We start from the raw sequence: 19315 nt of genomic DNA, 5'->3' as shown, positions 1-19315 counted from the left end.
GGAAGGCTCAGTTCGTGTTTTTATCGTTTTCGGCGTCCTGCGCAAGGGAAGCTTGCTCTTGCGGCAGATCAATTTCGTAGAAAGTATACGACAGCGTGATCGTATGGGTATATTTTGCATCGCGGTCGGTGACGATTTCAGGATCGACATAGAAGCTAACGGGCATCTCGACCCGCTCACCGGGTTGGAGCACCTGTTCGGTAAAGCAGAAACAGTCGATCTTGGTGAAAAAACCACCCGCTTCGTAAGGTGTAACATTATAGCTGGCTTGCCCCGCGATCGGCCTGTCGGTCGGGTTGTAAGCCTCGTAAAATGCCAGTCCGGTCTCGCCGATCCTGATTTCGACCTCGCGTGCCAGTGGTTTGAATTCCCACGGCATGCCGCGTTCCTTGCTGCCGTCGAAGCGGATCTTGATTGTCTTGTCCAGGATCTGGTCTGACCCGGCCGTCGCGACACCGGGCGTGCCACCGAAACCGGTGACGCGGCAGAACCAGTCGTAGAATGGCACCGACGCCCAGGCCAGCCCGCCCATCAGCACGACGACGCCAACCAGGCGCGTCACGGTTCTGGTTTTTGCATCCATCGCCATCAGCTACCGACCTCGTCCGTGGGCACCGAGAAATCTTCGTTCGAGACCTTTGCAATGGTCAAGCCAAAGACAAGCGCCACAAAAGCAGCAAGCACGATGCCAAGGCCCAGATTGCGGCTGAACCGGCGTTTGTGCATTTCATGCTGTTTCGACAGGCTCATCCCCAGCCTCCCAGACCATAGCCGGACAGCGTTGCCTGCAACAAAATCGCGGTGAAATGACCAAAGAGGTAGTAAAGCGACAGCCTGAACACCTTCTTCTCGGTTCGGTACTGATCGGCCTCGGCCTGCACTTCGTCGCGGCGCCAGATGTCAATCGCCCCCTTCAGGAAGAGTGCGTTCAGCACCAGGGCTACCGCCAGATAAACCGGGCCACCTATGCTGGTGAAAGCCGCACCAATGGCCAAGGGCGCCAGAAGGATGGTGTAGACAAGGATATGTTTGCGGGTGGATTTACGGCCATGCGTTACCGTCAGCATCGGCACGCCAGCTTCTTCATAGTCGGATTTCATGAACAGGCACAGCGCCCAGAAATGCGGCGGTGTCCACATGAAGATCAGGGTGAACATCAGCACGCTTTCGACGCTGATGCCGCCGGTGGCAACCGCCCAGCCGATCATCGGAGGGAACGCACCCGCCGCGCCGCCGATGACGATATTCTGAGGCGTCCAGCGCTTCAGCCACATCGAATAGATCACCACGTAGAAAAAGATCGTAAAGGCCAAGAGGCCCGCCGCGACGAAATTCGACGCCAGTGCCAGCATCACCACCGACATGACCGACAGGGTCATACCAAAGGCAAAGGCCTCGCCCTCGGTTACCTTGCCGGCGGGGATCGGTCTGCCCCGGGTGCGCTTCATCACGCGGTCGATATCGGCATCCCACCACATGTTGAGGGCGCCCGATGCGCCGCCGCCCACGGCGATAAAGAGGATGGCCGCCAGCCCGACAATCGGATGCACACCGACGGGCGCGGCCAAAAGTCCAACCAGGGCGGTGAACACGACCAACGACATTACCCGCGGCTTGAGCAGCGCAAAGAAATCGCCAAACTCGGCTTCACCGGTCTGCGCTGTGCTTGTATTCAGGCTTGCGTCGCTCATGTTCACTTCCAAAAAAGGTAGCTGGTGAGGCCTGCCCTACGCCCGAAAGCGCAGGCAGAGTTCTGAACCCGGGGCGGCCGTTACTCGACCGAGGCCACCTTGATATCCAGCGGTGTGCCGGCGTATTCGTCGATCGCGCCTTGCAGCCATTCGTCATAGGCTTCTTCGCTGACAACCTTGACGGTGATGGGCATATAGGCGTGATCCTTGCCGCAAAGCTCTGAACATTGGCCGAAATAAACGCCCTCTTTCTCGGCCTTGAACCAGAGCTGCGCCAGACGGCCCGGCACGGCATCCTGTTTCACACCAAAGGCGGGGATGGTCCAGCTGTGGATCACATCGGCACCGGTTACTGTCATCACCACGACCTTGTTCACCGGCACGACGACGGCAGTGTCGGTGGCCAGCAGAAACTCGTCACGGGTGTATCCGGCGGCTTCCAACTCGGCCACGACCTCGTCGTTCAGCACTTTGCCTTCGCCTATCAGGAAGCTTTCAAAACCAAACTCGTGGTCGGTATATTCATAGCCCCAGTACCATTGGTAACCGGTGACCTTGATGTTGATCTCGCCTTCGGGGATTTCCTGCTGCTTGAACAGAACCGGCAGTGAGAACGCGCCGATGAAGACCAGGATCACGATCGGGATGATCGTCCAGGCCACTTCGACCGGTGAATTGTGGGTGAATTTCGCCGGGGTCGGGTTCGCGCGACGGTTGAAGCGGATGATCGCGTAGGCCATCAGCGCAGTCACAAACAGCGAAATCGCCGTAATGATGACCAGTACCATGCTGTCGAGCCACACAATATCGCGCATCAGCTCGGTCACTGCGGGCTGAAATCCAACGCCGCCGCTTTCCGGTTTGCCAATGATTTCAAGGCTTTCCTGCGCACTGGCAGGGAGGGCAGAAAAAGCGGCCAGTGCGGCCAGCAGATGAGAGGTAAATCGCATATTGCACCCTGATCGGTTGAAGTGGCTCCGGCTGGTCTGTACGGATAAACCCGAACGGATCACGGAATCCCTTTGTTTCGTCGCCGTTAGAAACCATATTATCGGTCGACAGACAAGAAAGACCATTGCGGCAAACGGACGCTTTTTTTGATTTAGATCAAAAAACTTGCCCCAATCCGACACCAGAAAGGCCCCCATGAGCGAAAATACCTTCCGACCCTTCGATAACGCGCTTGATCGTGACGTGGCGCTGGCGCACCTCCGTGCAGCGACGATTGGCGCCGATGATGGCGAGCTTTTCGTCGAAAGAAAGCGTGCCGAAGGATTGGTGTTTGACGACGGTCGCGTGAAAACAGCCAGCTATGACGCATCGGAAGGGTTTGGATTGCGCGCGGTGCTGGGAGAGGTTGCAGGCTACGCCCATTCCTCCGAGATTTCCGAGGCCGCGCTGTCCCGGGCCGTTGAAACGGCGCGCCTTGCGGTTGGCGATGGAGGCGGCACCTTGGCCGATACCCCTGCCCGCACCAACAAGCGGCTTTATACCGATGCAGATCCGATTGCCGGGGCCGAATTTCCGGTCAAGCTGGAAACGCTGCGCCAGATTGATGCTTTCGCGCGTGACCTCGATCCTCGCGTCGTGCAGGTATCGGCCACCATCGCCGCGTCGCATCAGGAGGTGACGATCCTGCGCCCCGACGGGACCGAGGTGTCCGACAGCCGCCCGATGACCCGCGTGTCCGTGTCGATCATCGTCGAACAGAACGGGCGTCGCGAAACGGGCGGTGCAAGCGGCGGTGGACGCATCGGCCTTGATGGCTTGCTCGATCCGTCCGACTGGCAGGCCAAGGCGCGCGAAGCATTGCGCATCGCAATTGTAAATCTGGATGCCGTGCCGGCCCCGGCTGGCGTGATGGACGTTGTTCTTGGACCCGGTTGGCCAGGCATCCTGCTGCACGAAGCCATCGGGCATGGGCTGGAGGGCGATTTCAACCGCAAGGGCTCCAGCGCCTTTGCTGGCCTGATGGGTCAGCAGATTGCCGCGAAGGGTGTGACCGTGCTGGATGACGGCACGATCCCCGATCGCCGTGGCAGCATCACCGTCGATGACGAGGGTACACCTTCGGGCAAGAATGTCCTGATCGAAGACGGTGTTCTGGTCGGCTACATGCAGGATCGGCAGAATGCCCGCCTGATGAATGTCGCCCCTACCGGCAATGGGCGTCGCGAAAGCTATGCCCATGCGCCTATGCCGCGCATGACAAACACCTACATGCTGGGCGGGGAGACCGATCCGGCTGATATCGTCGCGGACCTCAAGGATGGTATTTATGCGGTGGGGTTTGGCGGCGGGCAGGTCGATATCACCAACGGCAAATTCGTATTTTCCTGTACCGAGGCTTACCGTGTCGAAAACGGCAAGGTTGGTGCGCCGGTCAAGGGTGCCACTCTGATTGGCGATGGCGCGACCGCACTCAAACAGATCCGCGCACTTGGAAATGACATGGCGCTTGATCCCGGCATGGGGAATTGCGGCAAGCAAGGTCAATGGGTGCCTGTCGGGGTTGGCCAGCCAACGGTCATGATCGGTGGGTTGACCGTAGGCGGCTCTGCCACCTAAGCGTCCGATTCGCTCTATCGCCGGAACCAACGGACAAGATTCGCAGAGCCGGGCGTGCCACAGGTAAGGGCGATGCCTTAATCTTTCGTGGCTGAGTTCCCCAGAAATAGCGAGTTTGCCGACAAGTGCTACACTTGTCAGAACCCAGGCTTTCAAAAATTCCACGATTTTTCTTTATTATTCATAAATACTTACAGCGTGAACTGCTCTTTTCTGCCATACCTTTTTCATCGGTTTACCCCCCGTTAACCACACTGAATTTACAACTGGTCTTGCAAGCAGGCGGAGTTACGATGACCGAGGATTTACAACATCCTTCCACTCACCCCCCACTCCCACCCACCACGGAAGATGATCGGATATCGTGGCTCCGTCTATTGCGCTCCCGCCGCGTCGGGCCTTCCACTTTTTTTCGGCTACTGAAAGAACATGGCACCGCCCAGGCGGCGCTTGAGGCATTGCCCGAGGTTGCCCGTGCCGCTGGTGTGGAGAAATACGAGATTTGCCCGGAAGGCGTTGTCTTTGCTGAAATCAAGGCTGCCAGGGCAGCGGGTGCGCATCTTATCTGCGCCGGCGACGCCGAATATCCCAAAAACCTGTTAGAGATTTCCGATGCACCGCCATTGATCTGGACGATTGGCGATCCTTCCATTCTGTCCCGGCCGATGATCGCATTGGTTGGCGCGCGCAATGCTTCGTCTCTGGGGCTGCGCATGGCGCGGGCGCTGGCAGGCGATCTGGGTGCGCGCGGTTACGTCGTCGTCTCGGGCCTTGCGCGGGGCATTGATACGGCCGCACATCAGGCTGCGCTCGACTCCGGCACCATCGCCGTGCTGGGCGGCGGCGTGGATGTGATGTACCCGGCAGAAAACACCAAACTGGCGCAAGATATCGCCGAAAACGGCCTTCGCTTGGCCGAACAACCGATGGGCCTGATCCCGCAGGCGCGGCATTTTCCACGTCGCAACCGCATTATCAGCGGTATCGCGCAAGCGACTGTTGTAGTCGAAGCAGCCGCGAAATCCGGTAGCCTCATTACGGCAAGGAATGCTCTGGATCAGGGGCGCGAGGTGCTTTCGGTACCCGGACATCCCTTTGATGCGCGTGCCGCCGGTTGTAACATGCTGATCCGAGACGGCGCCCGACTGGTCCGTAACGCCGAAGATATAATCGAAGCACTTCCAGCACTGGAAACAGCCCGGCAGGCTGAATTCCCGATGGAAACACCAACAGACCTGCGCAGTGACAAACACGACCTCGGCGAAACCGCAGACCTTCACAGTCAGATTCTTGACCGGCTTGGCCCCTCCCCGCTTGCCGAAGATCAACTGATCCGCGATCTGGCGACCCCCGCCCGCAATGTCTCACCGGTCTTGGTCGATCTGGAATTGGAAGGGCGCATCAAGCGTCAGGCAGGTGGCTTGCTGGCGCTTGCCGATTGAGTATGGCATCCGCGCAGGCCGATGCCGAAATCGTTTTTTCAACACAAAACCCCCATAAATTTGCTTGTCCCGGGTGACATTGCCTCAGGCTACTAATTGGAACAAACCCGTAAAATCCCGTCAGGTGCCAAAGGGCGCATTGACAATTCCTCTTGCCAGCCCACATGTTCCGCCGCCATAAGCCTCGTCCCGAGTCGAAAGGAATTTCCATGCCTGTTGTCGTTGTCGAATCCCCAGCCAAGGCCAAGACAATCAACAAATATCTGGGCTCGGACTACACGGTTCTGGCCTCGTATGGCCATGTGCGTGACCTGCCTCCCAAGGATGGCTCGGTCGATACCGAGAACGATTTCGACATGAAATGGGAGATCGGCTATGACAGCCGCAAACACGTCAAGGCCATCGCCGACGCCCTAAAAGATGACAATGCGCTGATCCTGGCAACGGACCCGGATCGCGAGGGCGAGGCGATCAGCTGGCACCTGGAAGAGGCGCTGCGTAAACGCAAGGCGATCAAGAAGGATACGCCCGTCAGCCGCGTGGTGTTCAACGCCATCACCAAATCTGCTGTGACCGAAGCGATGCAGAACCCACGCGAGGTGGATGGGCCGCTGGTCGAAGCCTATCTGGCCCGCCGTGCGCTTGACTACCTGGTGGGGTTCAATCTGTCGCCCGTGCTTTGGCGCAAGCTGCCCGGGGCAAAATCCGCTGGCCGCGTGCAATCCGTCTGTCTGCGCCTGATCGTCGAGCGCGAGATGGAAATCGAGGCCTTCAACCCGCAGGAATACTGGTCGGTGAAGGCGATCCTGAGCACCCCGCGTGGTCAGGAATACGAGGCGCGGCTAACCCTGCTGGCAGGCAAGAAGCTTGATAAATTTGATATCGGAAACGCGACACAGGCTGAACTGGCGGTTCAGGCCATCGAAAGCCGTGACCTGACAGTCAAGTCGGTCGAGGCGAAACCGGCCGCTCGTAACCCGTCAGCACCGTTCATGACATCGACACTGCAGCAGGAGGCCAGCCGCAAATTTGGCATGGGCGCCCGGCAGACCATGTCTGCGGCGCAGCGTCTTTATGAGGCGGGGTACATTACATATATGCGGACCGACGGTATTGATATGGCGCCGGAGGCGGTCATGGCGGCCCGCGATGCGATCAAGGACCGCTACGGCGAAGAATATGTCTCCAAATCGCCCCGCATGTACAAGAACAAGGCCAAGAACGCCCAGGAAGCACATGAATGCATCCGCCCCACCGACATGACGCGCGATGCTGGCAAGATCAAAACCACCGAAGCGGATCAACGCAAACTCTACGATCTGATCTGGAAGCGGACACTGGCCTGCCAGATGGCCTCGGCGCGTCTGGAACGGACCACCGTCGATATTGCAAGCGCTGATGGTCAGGTGGGCCTGCGTGCCACCGGACAAGTCGTGCTTTTTGAAGGATTCATGAAAGTCTACGAAGAAGGCCGCGACGATGCGGTCGTGGATGATGATGACAAGCGCCTGCCGCAGATCATGGAAGGTGAAGGGGCCGAGAAACGGTCCGTCGCGCCGGAACAGCATTTCACCCAGCCGCCGCCGCGCTATACCGAGGCAACGCTGGTCAAGCGCATGGAAGAGTTGGGGATTGGCCGCCCATCGACCTATGCCAGCATCGTCACCACCATCCAGGATCGTGAATACGTCCGCAAGGACAAGAACCGCCTGATCCCCGAGGATAAGGGCCGGATCGTTACGATCTTCCTACTGAATTTCTTTCGCAAATATGTGGGTTACGAATTCACAGCCAACCTTGAAGAAGAACTGGACGTGATCAGCGCCGGTGACGGCGACTATAAGGAAACACTTGCGAAATTCTGGCGGGATTTTTCGGCAGCAATTGCCGAAACCTCCGAGCTGCGCATCACCGAAGTGCTGAATGTTCTGGACGAGGCGTTGGCCCCGACGCTTTACCCCGCGCGCGAGGACGGAAGTGATCCGCGTGTCTGCCCACTTTGTGGTAATGGCCAACTGCATCTAAAAACCTCGAAATCCGGTGGCTTTGTCGGTTGCGGAAACTATCCGGAATGCCGCTACACCCGACCGATCGGCGGTGATGCCGCAGAAGGCGGTGACCGCGTACTGGGCGAAGATCAGGGGGACGAGATCAGCCTCCGCTCGGGTCGGTTTGGCCCTTATGTGCAGCGTGGCGAAGTGACAGAGGAAAACAAGAAGCCACCGCGCGCCAGCCTGCCCAAGGGATGGTCGCAGGATGACATGGATCTTGAAAAGGCGCTGACCCTGCTGAGCCTGCCGCGCGAAATCGGCCCGCATCCCGAAGATGGCGAGATGATTGAGGCGGGCATCGGGCGCTATGGGCCTTACGTCAAACATGGACGTCTTTATGCCAACCTCAAAGAGGTCGACGAGGTCTTTACCATCGGTATGAACCGCGCGGTCGAGGAGTTGGCAAAAAAGGCTGCCAGTCGCGGACAGTGGCGCGCAGCAGCCAAGCCCCTGAAAGAGCTTGGCGAGCATCCTGAAGATGGCGGCGCGATCAATGTCATGGATGGCCGGTACGGGCCTTATGTCAAATGGGAAAAGGTCAATGCGACAATTCCCAAAGGGGTGGAACCCGCCGATGTCACCATCGAGATGGCCGTCGAACTGATCGCTGAGAAGGCCGCCAAAAAGGGCAAAGGCCGCAAGAAAGCACCGGCCAAGAAGAAAGCGCCTGCCAAGAAAAAGGCAGCGGCGGGGAAATAACTCCTTTATATACGTAGTAACCCCTACCCGGCCCTATTCCGGGCGGGGATACGTTGACTCTGCCCCTCGGCCCGCCCCATATCGTGGCAATCGTGGCAGGAGAGGGTTGTTACCATGAAAAAGGTCTATGGGAGCGCCGCAGAGGCGCTAGACGGTGTGCTCCAGGATGGCATGACCATTGCGGCAGGAGGGTTTGGTCTGTGCGGCATCCCGGAACTGTTGATAGACGCGATTGTCGATAGCGGTGTGAAAGACCTGACCGTGGCATCAAACAATTGCGGCGTCGACGGGTTTGGTCTGGGCAAATTGCTGGATACCAAACAGATCAAAAAAATGATGTCCTCTTATGTGGGCGAAAATGCCGAGTTCATGCGCCAGTATCTGTCGGGTGAACTGGAGCTGGAATTCAACCCGCAGGGCACGTTGGCGGAACGCATGCGCTCTGGCGGCTGCGGTATTCCGGGCTTTTATACCAAGACCGGCGTTGGAACCGTAATTGCCGAGGGCAAGGAACACAAAGACTTCGACGGTGAGACTTATATCCTTGAGCGCGGGATTTTTGCCGATCTGTCGATCGTGAAGGCATGGAAGGCCGATACCACCGGCAATGCCGTCTTCCGCAAGACCGCGCGCAACTTTAATCCGCCAGCCGCCATGTGTGGCAAGATCTGTATCATGGAGGTCGAAGAGATCGTCGAACCCGGCACGTTGGATGGCGACCATATCCACCTGCCCGGTATCTATGTGCACCGCATCATCAAAGGCGAACATGAAAAACGTATCGAACAGCGCACCGTGCGCACGCGGGAGGATGCATAATGCCCTGGGATCGTAATCAGATGGCCGAACGGGCCGCGCAGGAGCTTGAAGACGGCATGTATGTAAACCTTGGCATCGGCATCCCGACGCTGGTGGCAAACTATGTGGGCGACAAGGATATCACCTTGCAGTCGGAGAACGGCATGCTGGGTATGGGCCCGTTCCCGTTCGAAGGTGATGAGGATCCTGATCTGATCAATGCTGGCAAACAGACCATCACGGAATTGCGCCGCACCTCTTATTTCGACAGCGCCACCAGTTTTGGCATGATCCGGGGCGGCAAGATTGCGGCGGCGATCCTGGGCGCGATGGAGGTCAGCGAGAAGGGTGATCTGGCCAACTGGATGATCCCTGGCAAGCTGGTCAAGGGCATGGGCGGTGCCATGGATCTAGTGGCCGGCGTTGGCCGTGTGATCGTGATCATGGACCACACCAACAAGCATGGTGACAGCAAATTGCTGAAAGAATGCAGCTTGCCATTGACCGGCCAAGGCGTGGTTGATCGGATCATCACCAATCTGGGCGTTCTTGATGTCACCCATAAAGGGCTGCATATTCAGGAATTGGCCCCAGACGTCACACGCGACGACATGATCGCGGCCACCGAGGCTAAAATCGTCTAAGAGGTCGAAACGGTCGCTTATCTGAAATTGAGGGAGGTGCCATTTGCGCCTCCCTCTTTTCATTACCAGTTAGATGCCAGCTCCAGTGCGCAACCATCGCTGATCAACTCTGGGCGCGTTTTACATAGCCCCCGCGCCACTTCAAACGCAGCAAGCACTTTGGGTACGTAGTCACGTGTCTCGGCATAGGGCGGCACGCCTTCGTGCTTCTTAACAGCGTTTTCCCCGGCATTATATCCGGCAATGGCCATGATCGCGTCGCCGTCAAACTCCTCCAGCAGCCAATTCAGATAGCTGACACCGCCTTTGATGTTGTCCGCCGCTGAGAGGCTATCGGCAACACCGAAGCGTTTCGCCGTATCCGGCATAAGCTGCATCAACCCTTGTGCGCCTTTACCACTGAGGGCGTCAGTCTTGCCGCCTGACTCGACTGAAATGATCGCCAGGACAAGTGCGGGGGAGACTTTGGTGCCTATTGTGGCCGTCAGTATGTTGGCCCCTTCGGATTTGGCGATCGTCTGAATGGATTGCAGCCGCGGACCGGTGACGCCTGATCCGTTGGGTCCTGCCGACAGGCTTTTTAGGGCTGACCGCAATCGGGTCGCGGCGTTTACATCAATGTCCGGTGATACCTTTTCCCAGAACCAGCTATAATGAGAGGATACTGAAGGGGTCTGCGGCGCTGCATCCTGTACAGGTGGTGCTGGCACCTCCTCCTGCGGTTCGATCTGAACCGTGATGCGCTTGCCCGCCCCTGCTTTGGGAGGTTTCCCCATCTTAAAGGTGAATTCAGGAAAAGGTGGGGGGTCAGCGGCCTGAGACGCCCCTGAATATGCAATCAGCCCTAAGATCACCAAGAATCTTGAAATGCCCATGTTCGCCCGCCAGTATTTTTTGTTGTTGTTGGCGCGAGTATCGCAAAAGTCCGATTTTTCCGCCAGCATTGTCTTTTTTTTAGAAACCGGAAAACGGCAGACAGTGCCCGATTCTAACCGGCAGCATTCCCGTTAAAGTGTTTTTTTGTTTTTTTATTTGTTTACTTTCAGATACTTGAATTATTTCTCAGCAAAAAAACTATGCGGTGCAAAAAAGGAACTATTGCCGCCCAATTCCTGCCTGATTTGGCTGGCTATATCTCTCCATACCGCAACGGCAGCGGGCCAACAGAGAGACGGCCCAGCGAGTTGCTCAAGCGGTTGCGAACCTAAGTAACAGATCCTTTGGAGGGACCTAAAATGATCAAGTTTATCAAAAACTTCAAGAAAGACGAAGACGGCGCCGTAACAGTTGACTGGGTCGTTCTGACCGCAGCCGTTGTTGGCCTGGGTGTTGCCGGTGTTACCACCGTTAAAAGCGGCGTAAGCCAGCTGGCGAACACCATCTCGACAGATGTTGGCGGTACCACAACTGGTACTCCGTAAGCTAGGCACTGCCTAACTCTAAAATGCAATTGGCCGCAGTTCATGTAGTTGCGGCCTTTTGTTTACCCGGCTCTTGCAACGCGGCTTGACGCCAAGTGCGCAGCTTTGAACTCAGAGATGAAGTTTCATTGCCATTGCAAAATGTCAAAATTGTAGAATGGACGAGTTCATGATGCTGAAACGTTATAAAATCGCAAAATTTGCCCAGTCAGAAGACGGTGCTGTCACTGTGGACTGGGTCGTATTAACAGCCTCGGTAATAGGCCTGGCCCTGGCCGGATATCTTTCGGTTCTGAGCGGTGTAAGTTCGCTGGCCTCTACCATCGAAACCGATGTCGGCGGCGCGCAGACAGGTACTCCGTAACCGTCGTTTTAGCTGATGAAACCATTCAATGTCCGTTGCTTACAATGCTTCGGTCATTGAAAAACGGCTAGCGCGATGCGGGTGAACGCCAAAGCATCGCCCCGGACGCAAACGGCCAGCTATCAACGACGCTGCGAATGTCCGGGTTGTGCACGGTTTTTGTATCATCAAATGCAAATCCGCATCTTTTCATAAGAGCCCGCGATACAAAAAATTGCGTCGCATTGGTGGTTTGAACCGCTGCTTCAAGTCGGATCATAGCGAGCGTCAAAATTAAAACGCTATGGTTAGCGATCGGTCTCAGCAACAACACAAAGCAATACTTTGTTTTGAAACAAGCTGCCTTTGAGACAAATTTTCGGAACTGTTCGAATTGCAAAATTCATCGTTTTCTGTCGCGAAACAATCACCACCCCACCAAGTTTTTGCCACATTCGAAAGCAATATGAAACGATATGCGTGTACCAAGCTGGTAACGCGACGAAGTAGTAACCTGGAAAGGACTTAGCCATGAGGTTGGTTTTTGGACTGGTATTGATTGTGGGTCTCGGGCTGGCCGGTTTTGCCGTTTACATGGCCAAGAACTATATTCAGGGATACCAGACACAGTTGGCAAACGAGCGTGCTCAGCGCATGCCGGCCATCGAAACTGTCGAGATTTACGTAGCGGACAAGCCGCTGAAATATGGTGAAGTGCTGCGCGAGGACAGTGTTCGGGTCACAAGCTTCCCCAAGCAATCCTTGCCTGAAGGTGTCTATGAGACGATGGAGGCTCTTTTCCCTGAGGGTAACGATGAGCCTCGTACAGTTATTCGTGCGATGGAAAAGAACGAAGCCATCCTGGCCGTGAAAGTGACAGCTCCTGGCGAAGATGCCGGCCTCACATCTCAGCTGGAACGCGGGATGCGCGCATTTGCCATCAAGGTAGACGTTTCAAGCGGTGTTTCAGGATTTTTACGCCCCGGTGACCGCGTCGATGTCTACTGGACTGGTAAAATTTCGGGCAAAGGGGCGCGGACTGAAGGAAATTCAACTGGTGATGTAACGAAACTGATTGAAACTGGCGTTAGACTTATTGCCGTCGATCAGGTTGCCAATGGCGACACCACCGGCGCCATCATCGCCCGCACCGTCACTGTTGCAGTTCTCCCGCAGCAGGTGGCTGCCTTGGCGCAGGCACAGACGACCGGCCGGTTGGCCCTGTCGCTGGTTGGCGCCGAGGATGACACCGTTGCAGAAGCCATCGAAGTGGATCAGCGCAGTCTTCTGGGTTTGATGGATGCTCCTGTCAAACAGGCGGCGGTCGAAGAGGAAATTTGCACGATCAAGACCCGCCGCGGCGGCGAAACGATCATCTCGGAGATCCCCTGCACTAACTAAATTGCAGCAAATCTCAGGAATATACGGGGCATCGCGCAATCGGTGCCCCGTTGCATTTTGGAAACTATTGCAGGCAAGCCACAATAATATCACCCCGAAACCCATTGATTCTTGAAAAAAAATCCGAATTGCAGCACAGTGCAGCCAATCCGGGGCATCAAGACCCCAAAAATGAGGCGTGATCGGAAAGGCAGGTCACATGAAAAATCTAGGCTTCTTTAAAGCTGCCCTATTGGGGCTGGCGGTGGCAGTTGGGCCATTCGCCGTTGCAGTGCAGGCAGAAAACATCACTGTCGTAAGGAAAGGCGCCGGGCGCGATCTGAATGTCGCGATGAACCGCGCTGTCGTCGTTGAGAGCGATACACCTTTTGCCGAACTCAGCATCGCCAATCCGTCGATCGCTGATTTCTCGACGCTTTCGGACAGGACGATTTATGTGCTGGGTAAAACCCCAGGACGCACGACTCTTACCTTGCTGGATGCAACCGGTCGGCTGATTACGAATGTCGAAGTGCACGTTACCCCCGACGTTTCCGAATTCAAGGAACGTCTGCGTCAGGTCCTTCCAAAAGAAAAGATCGAAGTACGCTCGGCCAATGATGGCATCGTACTTTCAGGCAGTGTTTCAAGCGTTGCTCGCCTTCAACGTGCCCTTGATCTGGCGGAACGTTATGCGCCAGAACGGGTTTCAAATCTTATGGTCGTTTCCGGCCAACAGCAGGTTATGCTCAAAGTGCGCTTTGCAGAGATGCAGCGCAGTGTTTCGAAATCACTGGGCACTTCTTTGAATTTGCTGTCACCCTCGGGCAGAGTTAGTGGCGTTTCGCAGACAGGTACGTTTTTGAACCCTGCAAATAACGGTGTCGCCGGAGGCACAGTCAACGGCACAACCGTCAAAGAGGGCACTTTGGGTGCTCTAGGCCTCAATTTGGATCTTGGCTCTGTTCAGTTGGGTGTCTTGATTGAAGCCCTTGAAAATAAAGGGATTGTCAGAACGCTGGCTGAACCGAACCTGACCGCACTTTCAGGTCAGGAAGCAAAATTCCTTGCAGGTGGCGAAGTGCCCATTCCGGTGGATAATGGGGATGATGGAATCGACATCGAGTTTAAGCCTTTCGGCGTTGAACTCAACTTCGTTCCACGTGTTGTCGACGAAGGGATAATCAACCTGGAACTCGCCGCAGCGGTTTCGTCGATCGACCCGACAAATGGTATCACCGTTGCGGGTCTGGAACTTCCTGCTTTCCGCCGCCGGGACGCCTCGTCGACGGTATCAATGCGTGACGGGCAAAGCTTTGCGATCGCAGGATTGCTTCAAGATGATTTCCGCGACAACAACGCCCAGGTACCCTGGCTCGGGGACGTGCCAATTCTTGGCGCGCTGTTCCGCAGTGCAGATTATCAGCGGTCTCAGACCGAGCTGGTCATTATCGTCACCGCACATCTGGTGTCCCCGACCAATGGCGAGGCCTACGCCCTGCCCACCGATCGGGTAAAATTGCCGACCGAAAAGGATCTGTTCCTGAACGGCCGTGTGGCAAAAGACGTCAAGAACCGTAACTCGGTCGGAGAAGTTGCAAAGCAGGACTTCACCGGTTCCTACGGCTACGTCATGGAATGATAGAAAGGCAGGGGCACATGAAACTACTTATCGCAACTGCAGGACTTGTCGCACTTTCCGCCTGTTCCCAACAGGGTCAGGTATACCGTTCCTACTTCTCAGAGGCGGGATCAGTATTGGATGGCGGTAATTTCGGCAATGCCAACATGAACAACCACCTCGTGATGACGGGGCAACGAAGCTATGTCGAAAACCTGTCAAACCGGTTCTCGAACGAAGTGTTGAGCACCGTCAACTTCGCCTTCAACTCGGCGCGGCTGGATGCCACGGCACAAACAACATTGCGTGAACAGGCACGGTGGATTCGCCAATTCCCCGAAGTACGCTTCCGGGTCTACGGGCACACCGATGCGGTCGGCTCAAACGCCTATAACAAACGTCTCGGCCTGCGTCGTGCCCAGACGGTCGTTTCCTATCTGACAACACAGGGTATCAGCCGTTCACGGCTTGAGGCGGTTGTTTCCTTTGGAGAAACCCAACCGCTGATCGTCACCCAGGGTCGCGAGCGCCGCAATCGCCGGACCGTGACGGATGTTTCCGGTTTCGTAGGCACACATCCGATCGTCATGGACGGAAAATACGCACAGGTTGTCTACCGAGAGTATGTCGACAGTGCCAAACCTGCGACCGATCTGTCGATTGTCAAGGACGACGAAACAGTTGTGGGCGGAGGCGAATAACCGCGCCACAATACGACATCTCCCTGCCCGACATGTGTCGGGCCACCTGAAAAACCCGCCCTTTGGCGGGTTTTTTTTGTATCTCAAAATCGCACAATTACGATCTTTTGGCCCAAATGTTGCCTAGATTTTAAACCAATCTCTGTACAACGCATCTGCGTTCCCCGTTGAAAAAGGGGTCGTTGTGCTTTGGAAACGGTAGATAACTGATGAAATACACGCCGTTAAATCCTCGCGCAGCGCTTACAGGAATAGGACTTTTGGTACGATGACGAGCAGCGCGATGAAACAACCTGATCCCAGCCCGATCGTTGCATGCACGATTAGTAGGGACGTGCAGAATTTTGATCTTTTGATTGAGGACATGGAAGAAGCCCTTGGTGAAGCCTGGGGCGATCTCGGCTTTGCCGAAGCATTGGCATTTTTCAACCAACCTGAAGCTGAAACGCTCGAATTCGTCGCGATTGCCGTGGACGAGACCGACGAAGAAGATCTGGTGATGCTGGGTGAGGTCATCACCCTTGCAAAATCCCGCAAGATTAAAGTGATTCTCATTGCCGAAGATGTCAGCCCCGCCGCGCTGCACCAGCTACTGCGCCAGGGTGCCGACGAGTTTGTCCCCTACCCGCTTCCGGAAAACGAATTACAGGCGGCGATTGAACGCCTGCAAAAGCCTGAACCCGTCCCCGAACCCGAACACACACCTTTCAATACCTCAAGCTCTGACACCGATGGCGTGGTTTTAGCCACACATGGGATGGCCGGGGGCACCGGATCGACAACCCTTGCCGTCAACCTTGCGTGGGAACTGGCAACAGTCAGCAAGACCGACGCCCCGCGTGTCTGCTTGATTGACCTGGATTTGCAGTTCGGCTCGGTTGCGACATACCTCGATTTGCCACGCCGCGAAGTCGTCTACGAGATGTGGTCTGACACGGAAACGATGGACGAAGATATTCTCAAGCAAGCCCTTGTTTCTTTTGAAGAAAAAATGTGGGTGTTGACTTCACCGCCTGACATGCTGCCGCTTGACATGATCACCCCGGAGGATGTGGGCCGCGTAATCGAACTGGCGCGCAGCAAGTTTGACTACGTGATTGTTGACATGCCATCGACCCTTGTTCAATGGACCGAAACGGTGTTGACCTCATCGCAAATCTATTTTGCCACGCTCGAGCTGGACATGCGTTCAGCGCAAAATGTGATGCGTCTGAAAAGGGCGCTCAGGGCAGAAGAATTGCCCCTGGAAAAACTGCGTTTTTGCGTGAATCGCGCCCCGAAATTCACCGATCTAAGCGGCAAATCGCGCGTGAAACGCATGGGAGAGAGCCTGGAAATCAGCATCGAGATTCACTTGCCCGATGGTGGTCGTCCCGTCAGCCAGAGCGGAGATCACGGTCTGCCGCTGGCATCTTCGGCTGCAAAGAACCCATTGCGCAAGGAAATCGCAAAGTTGGCCGCATCGCTTCATGAATTGGGAAAAAGTGAAGCTGAGGCCGCGTAAAAAGGTATTATTGAATGTTCTCACGTTACAAAAAACCCTCTGCCGGTGCCGCTAAACCGGACTCTAAACCCGCCGAGGCGCAAGAACAGGAAGTGAAGACCAAGTCCGTCGAGCAATCGGCGGCTGCATCTTTGCGGCGTCCTGTACCGGTAAAACCGGGCAAGGCCGCGCCGGCGGACAAGGAACGTAAACGCAAGGAACGCTTGGCAGAAATCAAACTCGATCTGCACCGCTCCTTGCTCGATAATCTTAATCTTTCCGCCTTGGACACCGCGACCGAATCGGATCTGCGTGCTGAAATCAGTGCCATTGCCGGTGAAGTATTAGAAGAACAAAGTATTGTTCTGAACCGCGAAGATCGTGCCATCCTGACCCAGGAGCTTTATGACGAGGTTCGCGGTCTTGGCCCGCTGGAAACCCTGCTGAAGGACGACACCGTCAACGATATTCTGGTCAACGGGCCACAACAAATCTTCGTTGAACGTGCGGGCAAGCTGGAACTCAGCGACATCACCTTCAAAGATGAAAAACACCTGCTCCGGATTATTGACAAGATCGTTTCGGCAGTCGGACGACGTGTCGACGAATCCAACCCTTATGTTGACGCTCGTTTGCAGGATGGATCACGTTTTAACGCAATGGTTCCACCAATTGCCGTGGATGGCAGCCTGGTCTCGATCCGGAAGTTCAAAAAAGACAAACTGGGTATCGACGATCTGGTGAAATTCGGCGCATTTTCCGAGGAAATGGCCGCCTATCTTCAGGCCGCCGTGGCCACGCGCCTGAACATCATCGTCTCGGGCGGTACCGGCTCGGGTAAAACCACAACGCTGAACGCACTTTCCAGCTTTATCGACAATGCTGAACGCATCCTCACGATCGAGGATACGGCGGAACTTCAGCTCCAGCAGATTCATGTTGGTCGGATGGAAAGCCGCCCGCCCAACGTTGAAGGCAAGGGCGAGGTTTCACCCCGTGACTGTCTGAAAAACGCCCTGCGGATGCGCCCCGACCGCATCATCGTGGGTGAGACGCGCGGCGAGGAAGTGATCGACATGCTGCAGGCCATGAACACCGGCCACGACGGCTCGATGACCACGATCCACGCCAACAATCCGCGTGATGGCATCAGTCGTCTGGAAAACATGGTCGCCATGGCTGGGATCGAAATGCCGCTCAAGGCAGTGCGTTCGCAAATCTCGTCGGCGGTGAACCTGATCGTGCAGGCCAGCCGCCTGCAAGACGGTTCGCGCCGGATGACCTCGATCACGGAAATCACCGGCATGGAAGGCGAGGTGATTTCAATGCAGGAAATCTTCCGCTTCCAGCGGGTTGGCCTGACCTCGGATAACAAAATTATCGGCCACTTTACAGGCACCGGCGTCCGTACCAATTACAGCGAACGTTTCCGCCTTTGGGGCTACGATTTGCCACCGGCCATCTTTGAACCCATCGCAGCGGAGTAAGCGATATGACCATCAGTGCAGAACCAATTATCTACGGTCTTATCTTCGTTGGGGTTCTTGTCCTCGTCGAGGGCCTTTATCTTACCGTTTTCGGCCGTTCCATCAGCCTGAACAATCGGGTCAATCGCCGGTTGGAAATGCTCGACAAGACCGGCAACCGCGAAGAAGTGATGGAGACGCTGCGCAAGGAAATGCAGCAACACCTCAAAGCACGCCGAATCCCGCTTTACTCAATCCTGTCGAACAAAGCGCAGAAGGCGGCAATCGCCTTCACGCCAAAGCAGCTTATCTTGCTGATGATTGGCGTCAGTGTATTGGCGTTTCTGGGCCTGTCGGTCGGCACCTCTACATCGCTGCCGGTGCGTGCGCTGGTTTCGGTCGCGATGGGTGTTGGGGGTGTATTCACTTGGATTAACATGAAGGCCGGCAAACGCATGGCCATGCTAGAAGAACAATTGCCAGATGCGATCGAATTGATGGTTCGTTCGCTCAAAGTTGGACATCCGTTTTCGTCGGCAATTCAAATTGTTGCCAGCGAAGTACCCGATCCGCTTGGCACCGAATTTGGTATTATCTCGGACGAGGCTGCCTATGGCCGCGACGTAGGCGAGGCGCTCAAGGATATGGCCGAACGGCTGGACATGCAGGATATGCGTTTCCTTGCGGTCGCCGTGACGATCCAACAGCAATCTGGTGGTAACTTGGCCGAGATCCTTGCTGGTCTGGCCAAGGTGATCAGGGCCCGATTCCGTCTGTTCCGCCGGGTAAAAGCCATCACCGCAGAGGCAAAATGGTCAGGTAAATTTCTGTCGGGTTTCCCGATCATGGCCCTTATCGGCATTCAGTTGATCAAACCTGATTATTATGACGAGGCGATGGAACACCCTTGGTTCATCCCGGCATGTCTGGCGGTGGGTGCCTTCTTGGTTCTTAATCTATTCGTCATGCGCGCCCTTGTGAACATCAAGGTCTGAGAAGGAAATCAC

18 protein-coding genes are annotated in these 19315 nt (G+C 55.8%); 13 read left to right on the top strand and 5 right to left on the bottom strand.

Features of this window, described 5'->3' with window-relative positions:
- Positions 1-7: 7 nt before the first annotated feature.
- From Q1B27_RS00290 to coxB, 4 genes are all read right to left on the bottom strand, one after another.
- Positions 8-589 carry a cytochrome c oxidase assembly protein gene (locus tag Q1B27_RS00290; protein ID WP_299841923.1) on the bottom strand — a complete coding sequence of 194 codons (582 nt, stop codon included), beginning with the start codon at positions 587-589 and terminating at the stop codon, positions 8-10.
- Positions 589-750: a hypothetical protein gene (locus Q1B27_RS00285; RefSeq protein ID WP_299841920.1), complete on the bottom strand. Its 162-nt coding sequence runs from the start codon at positions 748-750 to the stop codon at positions 589-591. The genes Q1B27_RS00290 and Q1B27_RS00285 overlap by 1 nt, the downstream gene beginning before the upstream one ends.
- Entirely contained in the window at positions 747-1691 is a 945-nt protein-coding gene (gene cyoE / locus Q1B27_RS00280; RefSeq protein ID WP_299841917.1) for a heme o synthase, read from the bottom strand. The genes Q1B27_RS00285 and cyoE overlap by 4 nt, the downstream gene beginning before the upstream one ends.
- 80 nt (positions 1692-1771) lie before the next feature.
- The gene (gene coxB, locus Q1B27_RS00275; protein ID WP_299841914.1) at positions 1772-2641 is read right to left on the bottom strand and encodes a cytochrome c oxidase subunit II; all 870 of its coding nucleotides are present in this window, start codon (positions 2639-2641) and stop codon (positions 1772-1774) included.
- Between the two features lie 196 nt (positions 2642-2837).
- Here coxB and tldD point away from each other — a divergent pair, with 196 nt between their 5' ends.
- The 5 genes from tldD to Q1B27_RS00250 all read left to right on the top strand — a co-directional run bounded on the left by tldD (position 2838) and on the right by Q1B27_RS00250 (position 9893).
- A complete protein-coding gene (tldD, locus tag Q1B27_RS00270) occupies positions 2838-4259 on the top strand; it encodes a metalloprotease TldD (protein ID WP_299841912.1) in 1422 nt (473 codons plus the stop codon).
- A 293-nt stretch (positions 4260-4552) separates the two neighbouring features.
- Positions 4553-5701 carry a DNA-processing protein DprA gene (gene dprA / locus Q1B27_RS00265; protein ID WP_299841909.1) on the top strand — a complete coding sequence of 383 codons (1149 nt, stop codon included), beginning with the start codon at positions 4553-4555 and terminating at the stop codon, positions 5699-5701.
- 209 nt (positions 5702-5910) lie between these two features.
- Positions 5911-8451: a type I DNA topoisomerase gene (topA, locus tag Q1B27_RS00260; protein WP_299841906.1), complete on the top strand. Its 2541-nt coding sequence runs from the start codon at positions 5911-5913 to the stop codon at positions 8449-8451.
- Positions 8452-8565: 114 nt separating this feature from the next.
- Entirely contained in the window at positions 8566-9270 is a 705-nt protein-coding gene (locus Q1B27_RS00255) for a CoA transferase subunit A (RefSeq protein ID WP_299841903.1), read from the top strand.
- Positions 9270-9893, top strand: a complete 624-nt coding sequence (locus Q1B27_RS00250) for a 3-oxoacid CoA-transferase subunit B (RefSeq protein WP_299841900.1) — start codon at positions 9270-9272, stop codon at positions 9891-9893. The genes Q1B27_RS00255 and Q1B27_RS00250 overlap by 1 nt, the downstream gene beginning before the upstream one ends.
- A 62-nt stretch (positions 9894-9955) precedes the next feature.
- Here the strand turns inward: Q1B27_RS00250 and Q1B27_RS00245 are convergent, their stop codons facing one another.
- On the bottom strand, positions 9956-10669 hold the full coding sequence (locus Q1B27_RS00245; protein WP_367181313.1) for a lytic transglycosylase domain-containing protein: 714 nt from the start codon (positions 10667-10669) through the stop codon (positions 9956-9958).
- A 459-nt stretch (positions 10670-11128) separates the two neighbouring features.
- Between Q1B27_RS00245 and Q1B27_RS00240 the strand changes: the two genes are divergently transcribed.
- The 8 genes from Q1B27_RS00240 (at position 11129) to Q1B27_RS00205 (ending at position 19303) form a co-directional block, all read left to right on the top strand.
- A complete protein-coding gene (locus tag Q1B27_RS00240) occupies positions 11129-11314 on the top strand; it encodes a hypothetical protein (protein ID WP_299841895.1) in 186 nt (61 codons plus the stop codon).
- 169 nt (positions 11315-11483) lie between these two features.
- Positions 11484-11678: a hypothetical protein gene (locus Q1B27_RS00235; RefSeq protein WP_367181312.1), complete on the top strand. Its 195-nt coding sequence runs from the start codon at positions 11484-11486 to the stop codon at positions 11676-11678.
- Between the two features lie 510 nt (positions 11679-12188).
- Complete coding sequence (cpaB, locus tag Q1B27_RS00230; protein WP_299841892.1) at positions 12189-13058, top strand: Flp pilus assembly protein CpaB; 870 nt, start codon at positions 12189-12191, stop codon at positions 13056-13058.
- Positions 13059-13257: 199 nt separating this feature from the next.
- The gene (locus Q1B27_RS00225; RefSeq protein WP_299841889.1) at positions 13258-14679 is read left to right on the top strand and encodes a type II and III secretion system protein family protein; all 1422 of its coding nucleotides are present in this window, start codon (positions 13258-13260) and stop codon (positions 14677-14679) included.
- A gap of 17 nt (positions 14680-14696) precedes the next feature.
- A complete protein-coding gene (locus Q1B27_RS00220; RefSeq protein WP_299841886.1) occupies positions 14697-15359 on the top strand; it encodes an OmpA family protein in 663 nt (220 codons plus the stop codon).
- A 283-nt stretch (positions 15360-15642) separates the two neighbouring features.
- Positions 15643-16863: a CpaE family protein gene (locus Q1B27_RS00215; RefSeq protein WP_367181311.1), complete on the top strand. Its 1221-nt coding sequence runs from the start codon at positions 15643-15645 to the stop codon at positions 16861-16863.
- Between the two features lie 14 nt (positions 16864-16877).
- The gene (locus tag Q1B27_RS00210; RefSeq protein ID WP_299841880.1) at positions 16878-18329 is read left to right on the top strand and encodes an ATPase, T2SS/T4P/T4SS family; all 1452 of its coding nucleotides are present in this window, start codon (positions 16878-16880) and stop codon (positions 18327-18329) included.
- A 5-nt stretch (positions 18330-18334) separates the two neighbouring features.
- The gene (locus tag Q1B27_RS00205; RefSeq protein ID WP_299841877.1) at positions 18335-19303 is read left to right on the top strand and encodes a type II secretion system F family protein; all 969 of its coding nucleotides are present in this window, start codon (positions 18335-18337) and stop codon (positions 19301-19303) included.
- Positions 19304-19315 lie beyond the last annotated feature (12 nt).

Source organism: uncultured Roseovarius sp., from assembly GCF_947489715.1.
GTDB lineage: Bacteria > Pseudomonadota > Alphaproteobacteria > Rhodobacterales > Rhodobacteraceae > Roseovarius.
The sequence above is the reverse complement of the archived record's forward strand: the minus strand, read 5'-3'. Positions and strand labels throughout refer to the sequence as shown.

Excerpts from the sequence above, each read along its gene's own strand:
- Q1B27_RS00290 (WP_299841923.1), bottom strand. The coding sequence starts at position 589 with ATGGCGATGGATGCAAAAACCAGAACCGTGACGCGCCTGGTTGGCGTC.
- Q1B27_RS00285 (WP_299841920.1), bottom strand. The coding sequence starts at position 750 with ATGAGCCTGTCGAAACAGCATGAAATGCACAAACGCCGGTTCAGCCGC.
- cyoE (WP_299841917.1), bottom strand. The coding sequence starts at position 1,691 with ATGAGCGACGCAAGCCTGAATACAAGCACAGCGCAGACCGGTGAAGCC.
- coxB (WP_299841914.1), bottom strand. The coding sequence starts at position 2,641 with ATGCGATTTACCTCTCATCTGCTGGCCGCACTGGCCGCTTTTTCTGCC.
- tldD (WP_299841912.1), top strand. The coding sequence starts at position 2,838 with ATGAGCGAAAATACCTTCCGACCCTTCGATAACGCGCTTGATCGTGAC.
- dprA (WP_299841909.1), top strand. The coding sequence starts at position 4,553 with ATGACCGAGGATTTACAACATCCTTCCACTCACCCCCCACTCCCACCC.
- topA (WP_299841906.1), top strand. The coding sequence starts at position 5,911 with ATGCCTGTTGTCGTTGTCGAATCCCCAGCCAAGGCCAAGACAATCAAC.
- Q1B27_RS00255 (WP_299841903.1), top strand. The coding sequence starts at position 8,566 with ATGAAAAAGGTCTATGGGAGCGCCGCAGAGGCGCTAGACGGTGTGCTC.
- Q1B27_RS00250 (WP_299841900.1), top strand. The coding sequence starts at position 9,270 with ATGCCCTGGGATCGTAATCAGATGGCCGAACGGGCCGCGCAGGAGCTT.
- Q1B27_RS00245 (WP_367181313.1), bottom strand. The coding sequence starts at position 10,669 with ATGGGGAAACCTCCCAAAGCAGGGGCGGGCAAGCGCATCACGGTTCAG.
- Q1B27_RS00240 (WP_299841895.1), top strand. The coding sequence starts at position 11,129 with ATGATCAAGTTTATCAAAAACTTCAAGAAAGACGAAGACGGCGCCGTA.
- Q1B27_RS00235 (WP_367181312.1), top strand. The coding sequence starts at position 11,484 with ATGATGCTGAAACGTTATAAAATCGCAAAATTTGCCCAGTCAGAAGAC.
- cpaB (WP_299841892.1), top strand. The coding sequence starts at position 12,189 with ATGAGGTTGGTTTTTGGACTGGTATTGATTGTGGGTCTCGGGCTGGCC.
- Q1B27_RS00225 (WP_299841889.1), top strand. The coding sequence starts at position 13,258 with ATGAAAAATCTAGGCTTCTTTAAAGCTGCCCTATTGGGGCTGGCGGTG.
- Q1B27_RS00220 (WP_299841886.1), top strand. The coding sequence starts at position 14,697 with ATGAAACTACTTATCGCAACTGCAGGACTTGTCGCACTTTCCGCCTGT.
- Q1B27_RS00215 (WP_367181311.1), top strand. The coding sequence starts at position 15,643 with ATGAAACAACCTGATCCCAGCCCGATCGTTGCATGCACGATTAGTAGG.
- Q1B27_RS00210 (WP_299841880.1), top strand. The coding sequence starts at position 16,878 with ATGTTCTCACGTTACAAAAAACCCTCTGCCGGTGCCGCTAAACCGGAC.
- Q1B27_RS00205 (WP_299841877.1), top strand. The coding sequence starts at position 18,335 with ATGACCATCAGTGCAGAACCAATTATCTACGGTCTTATCTTCGTTGGG.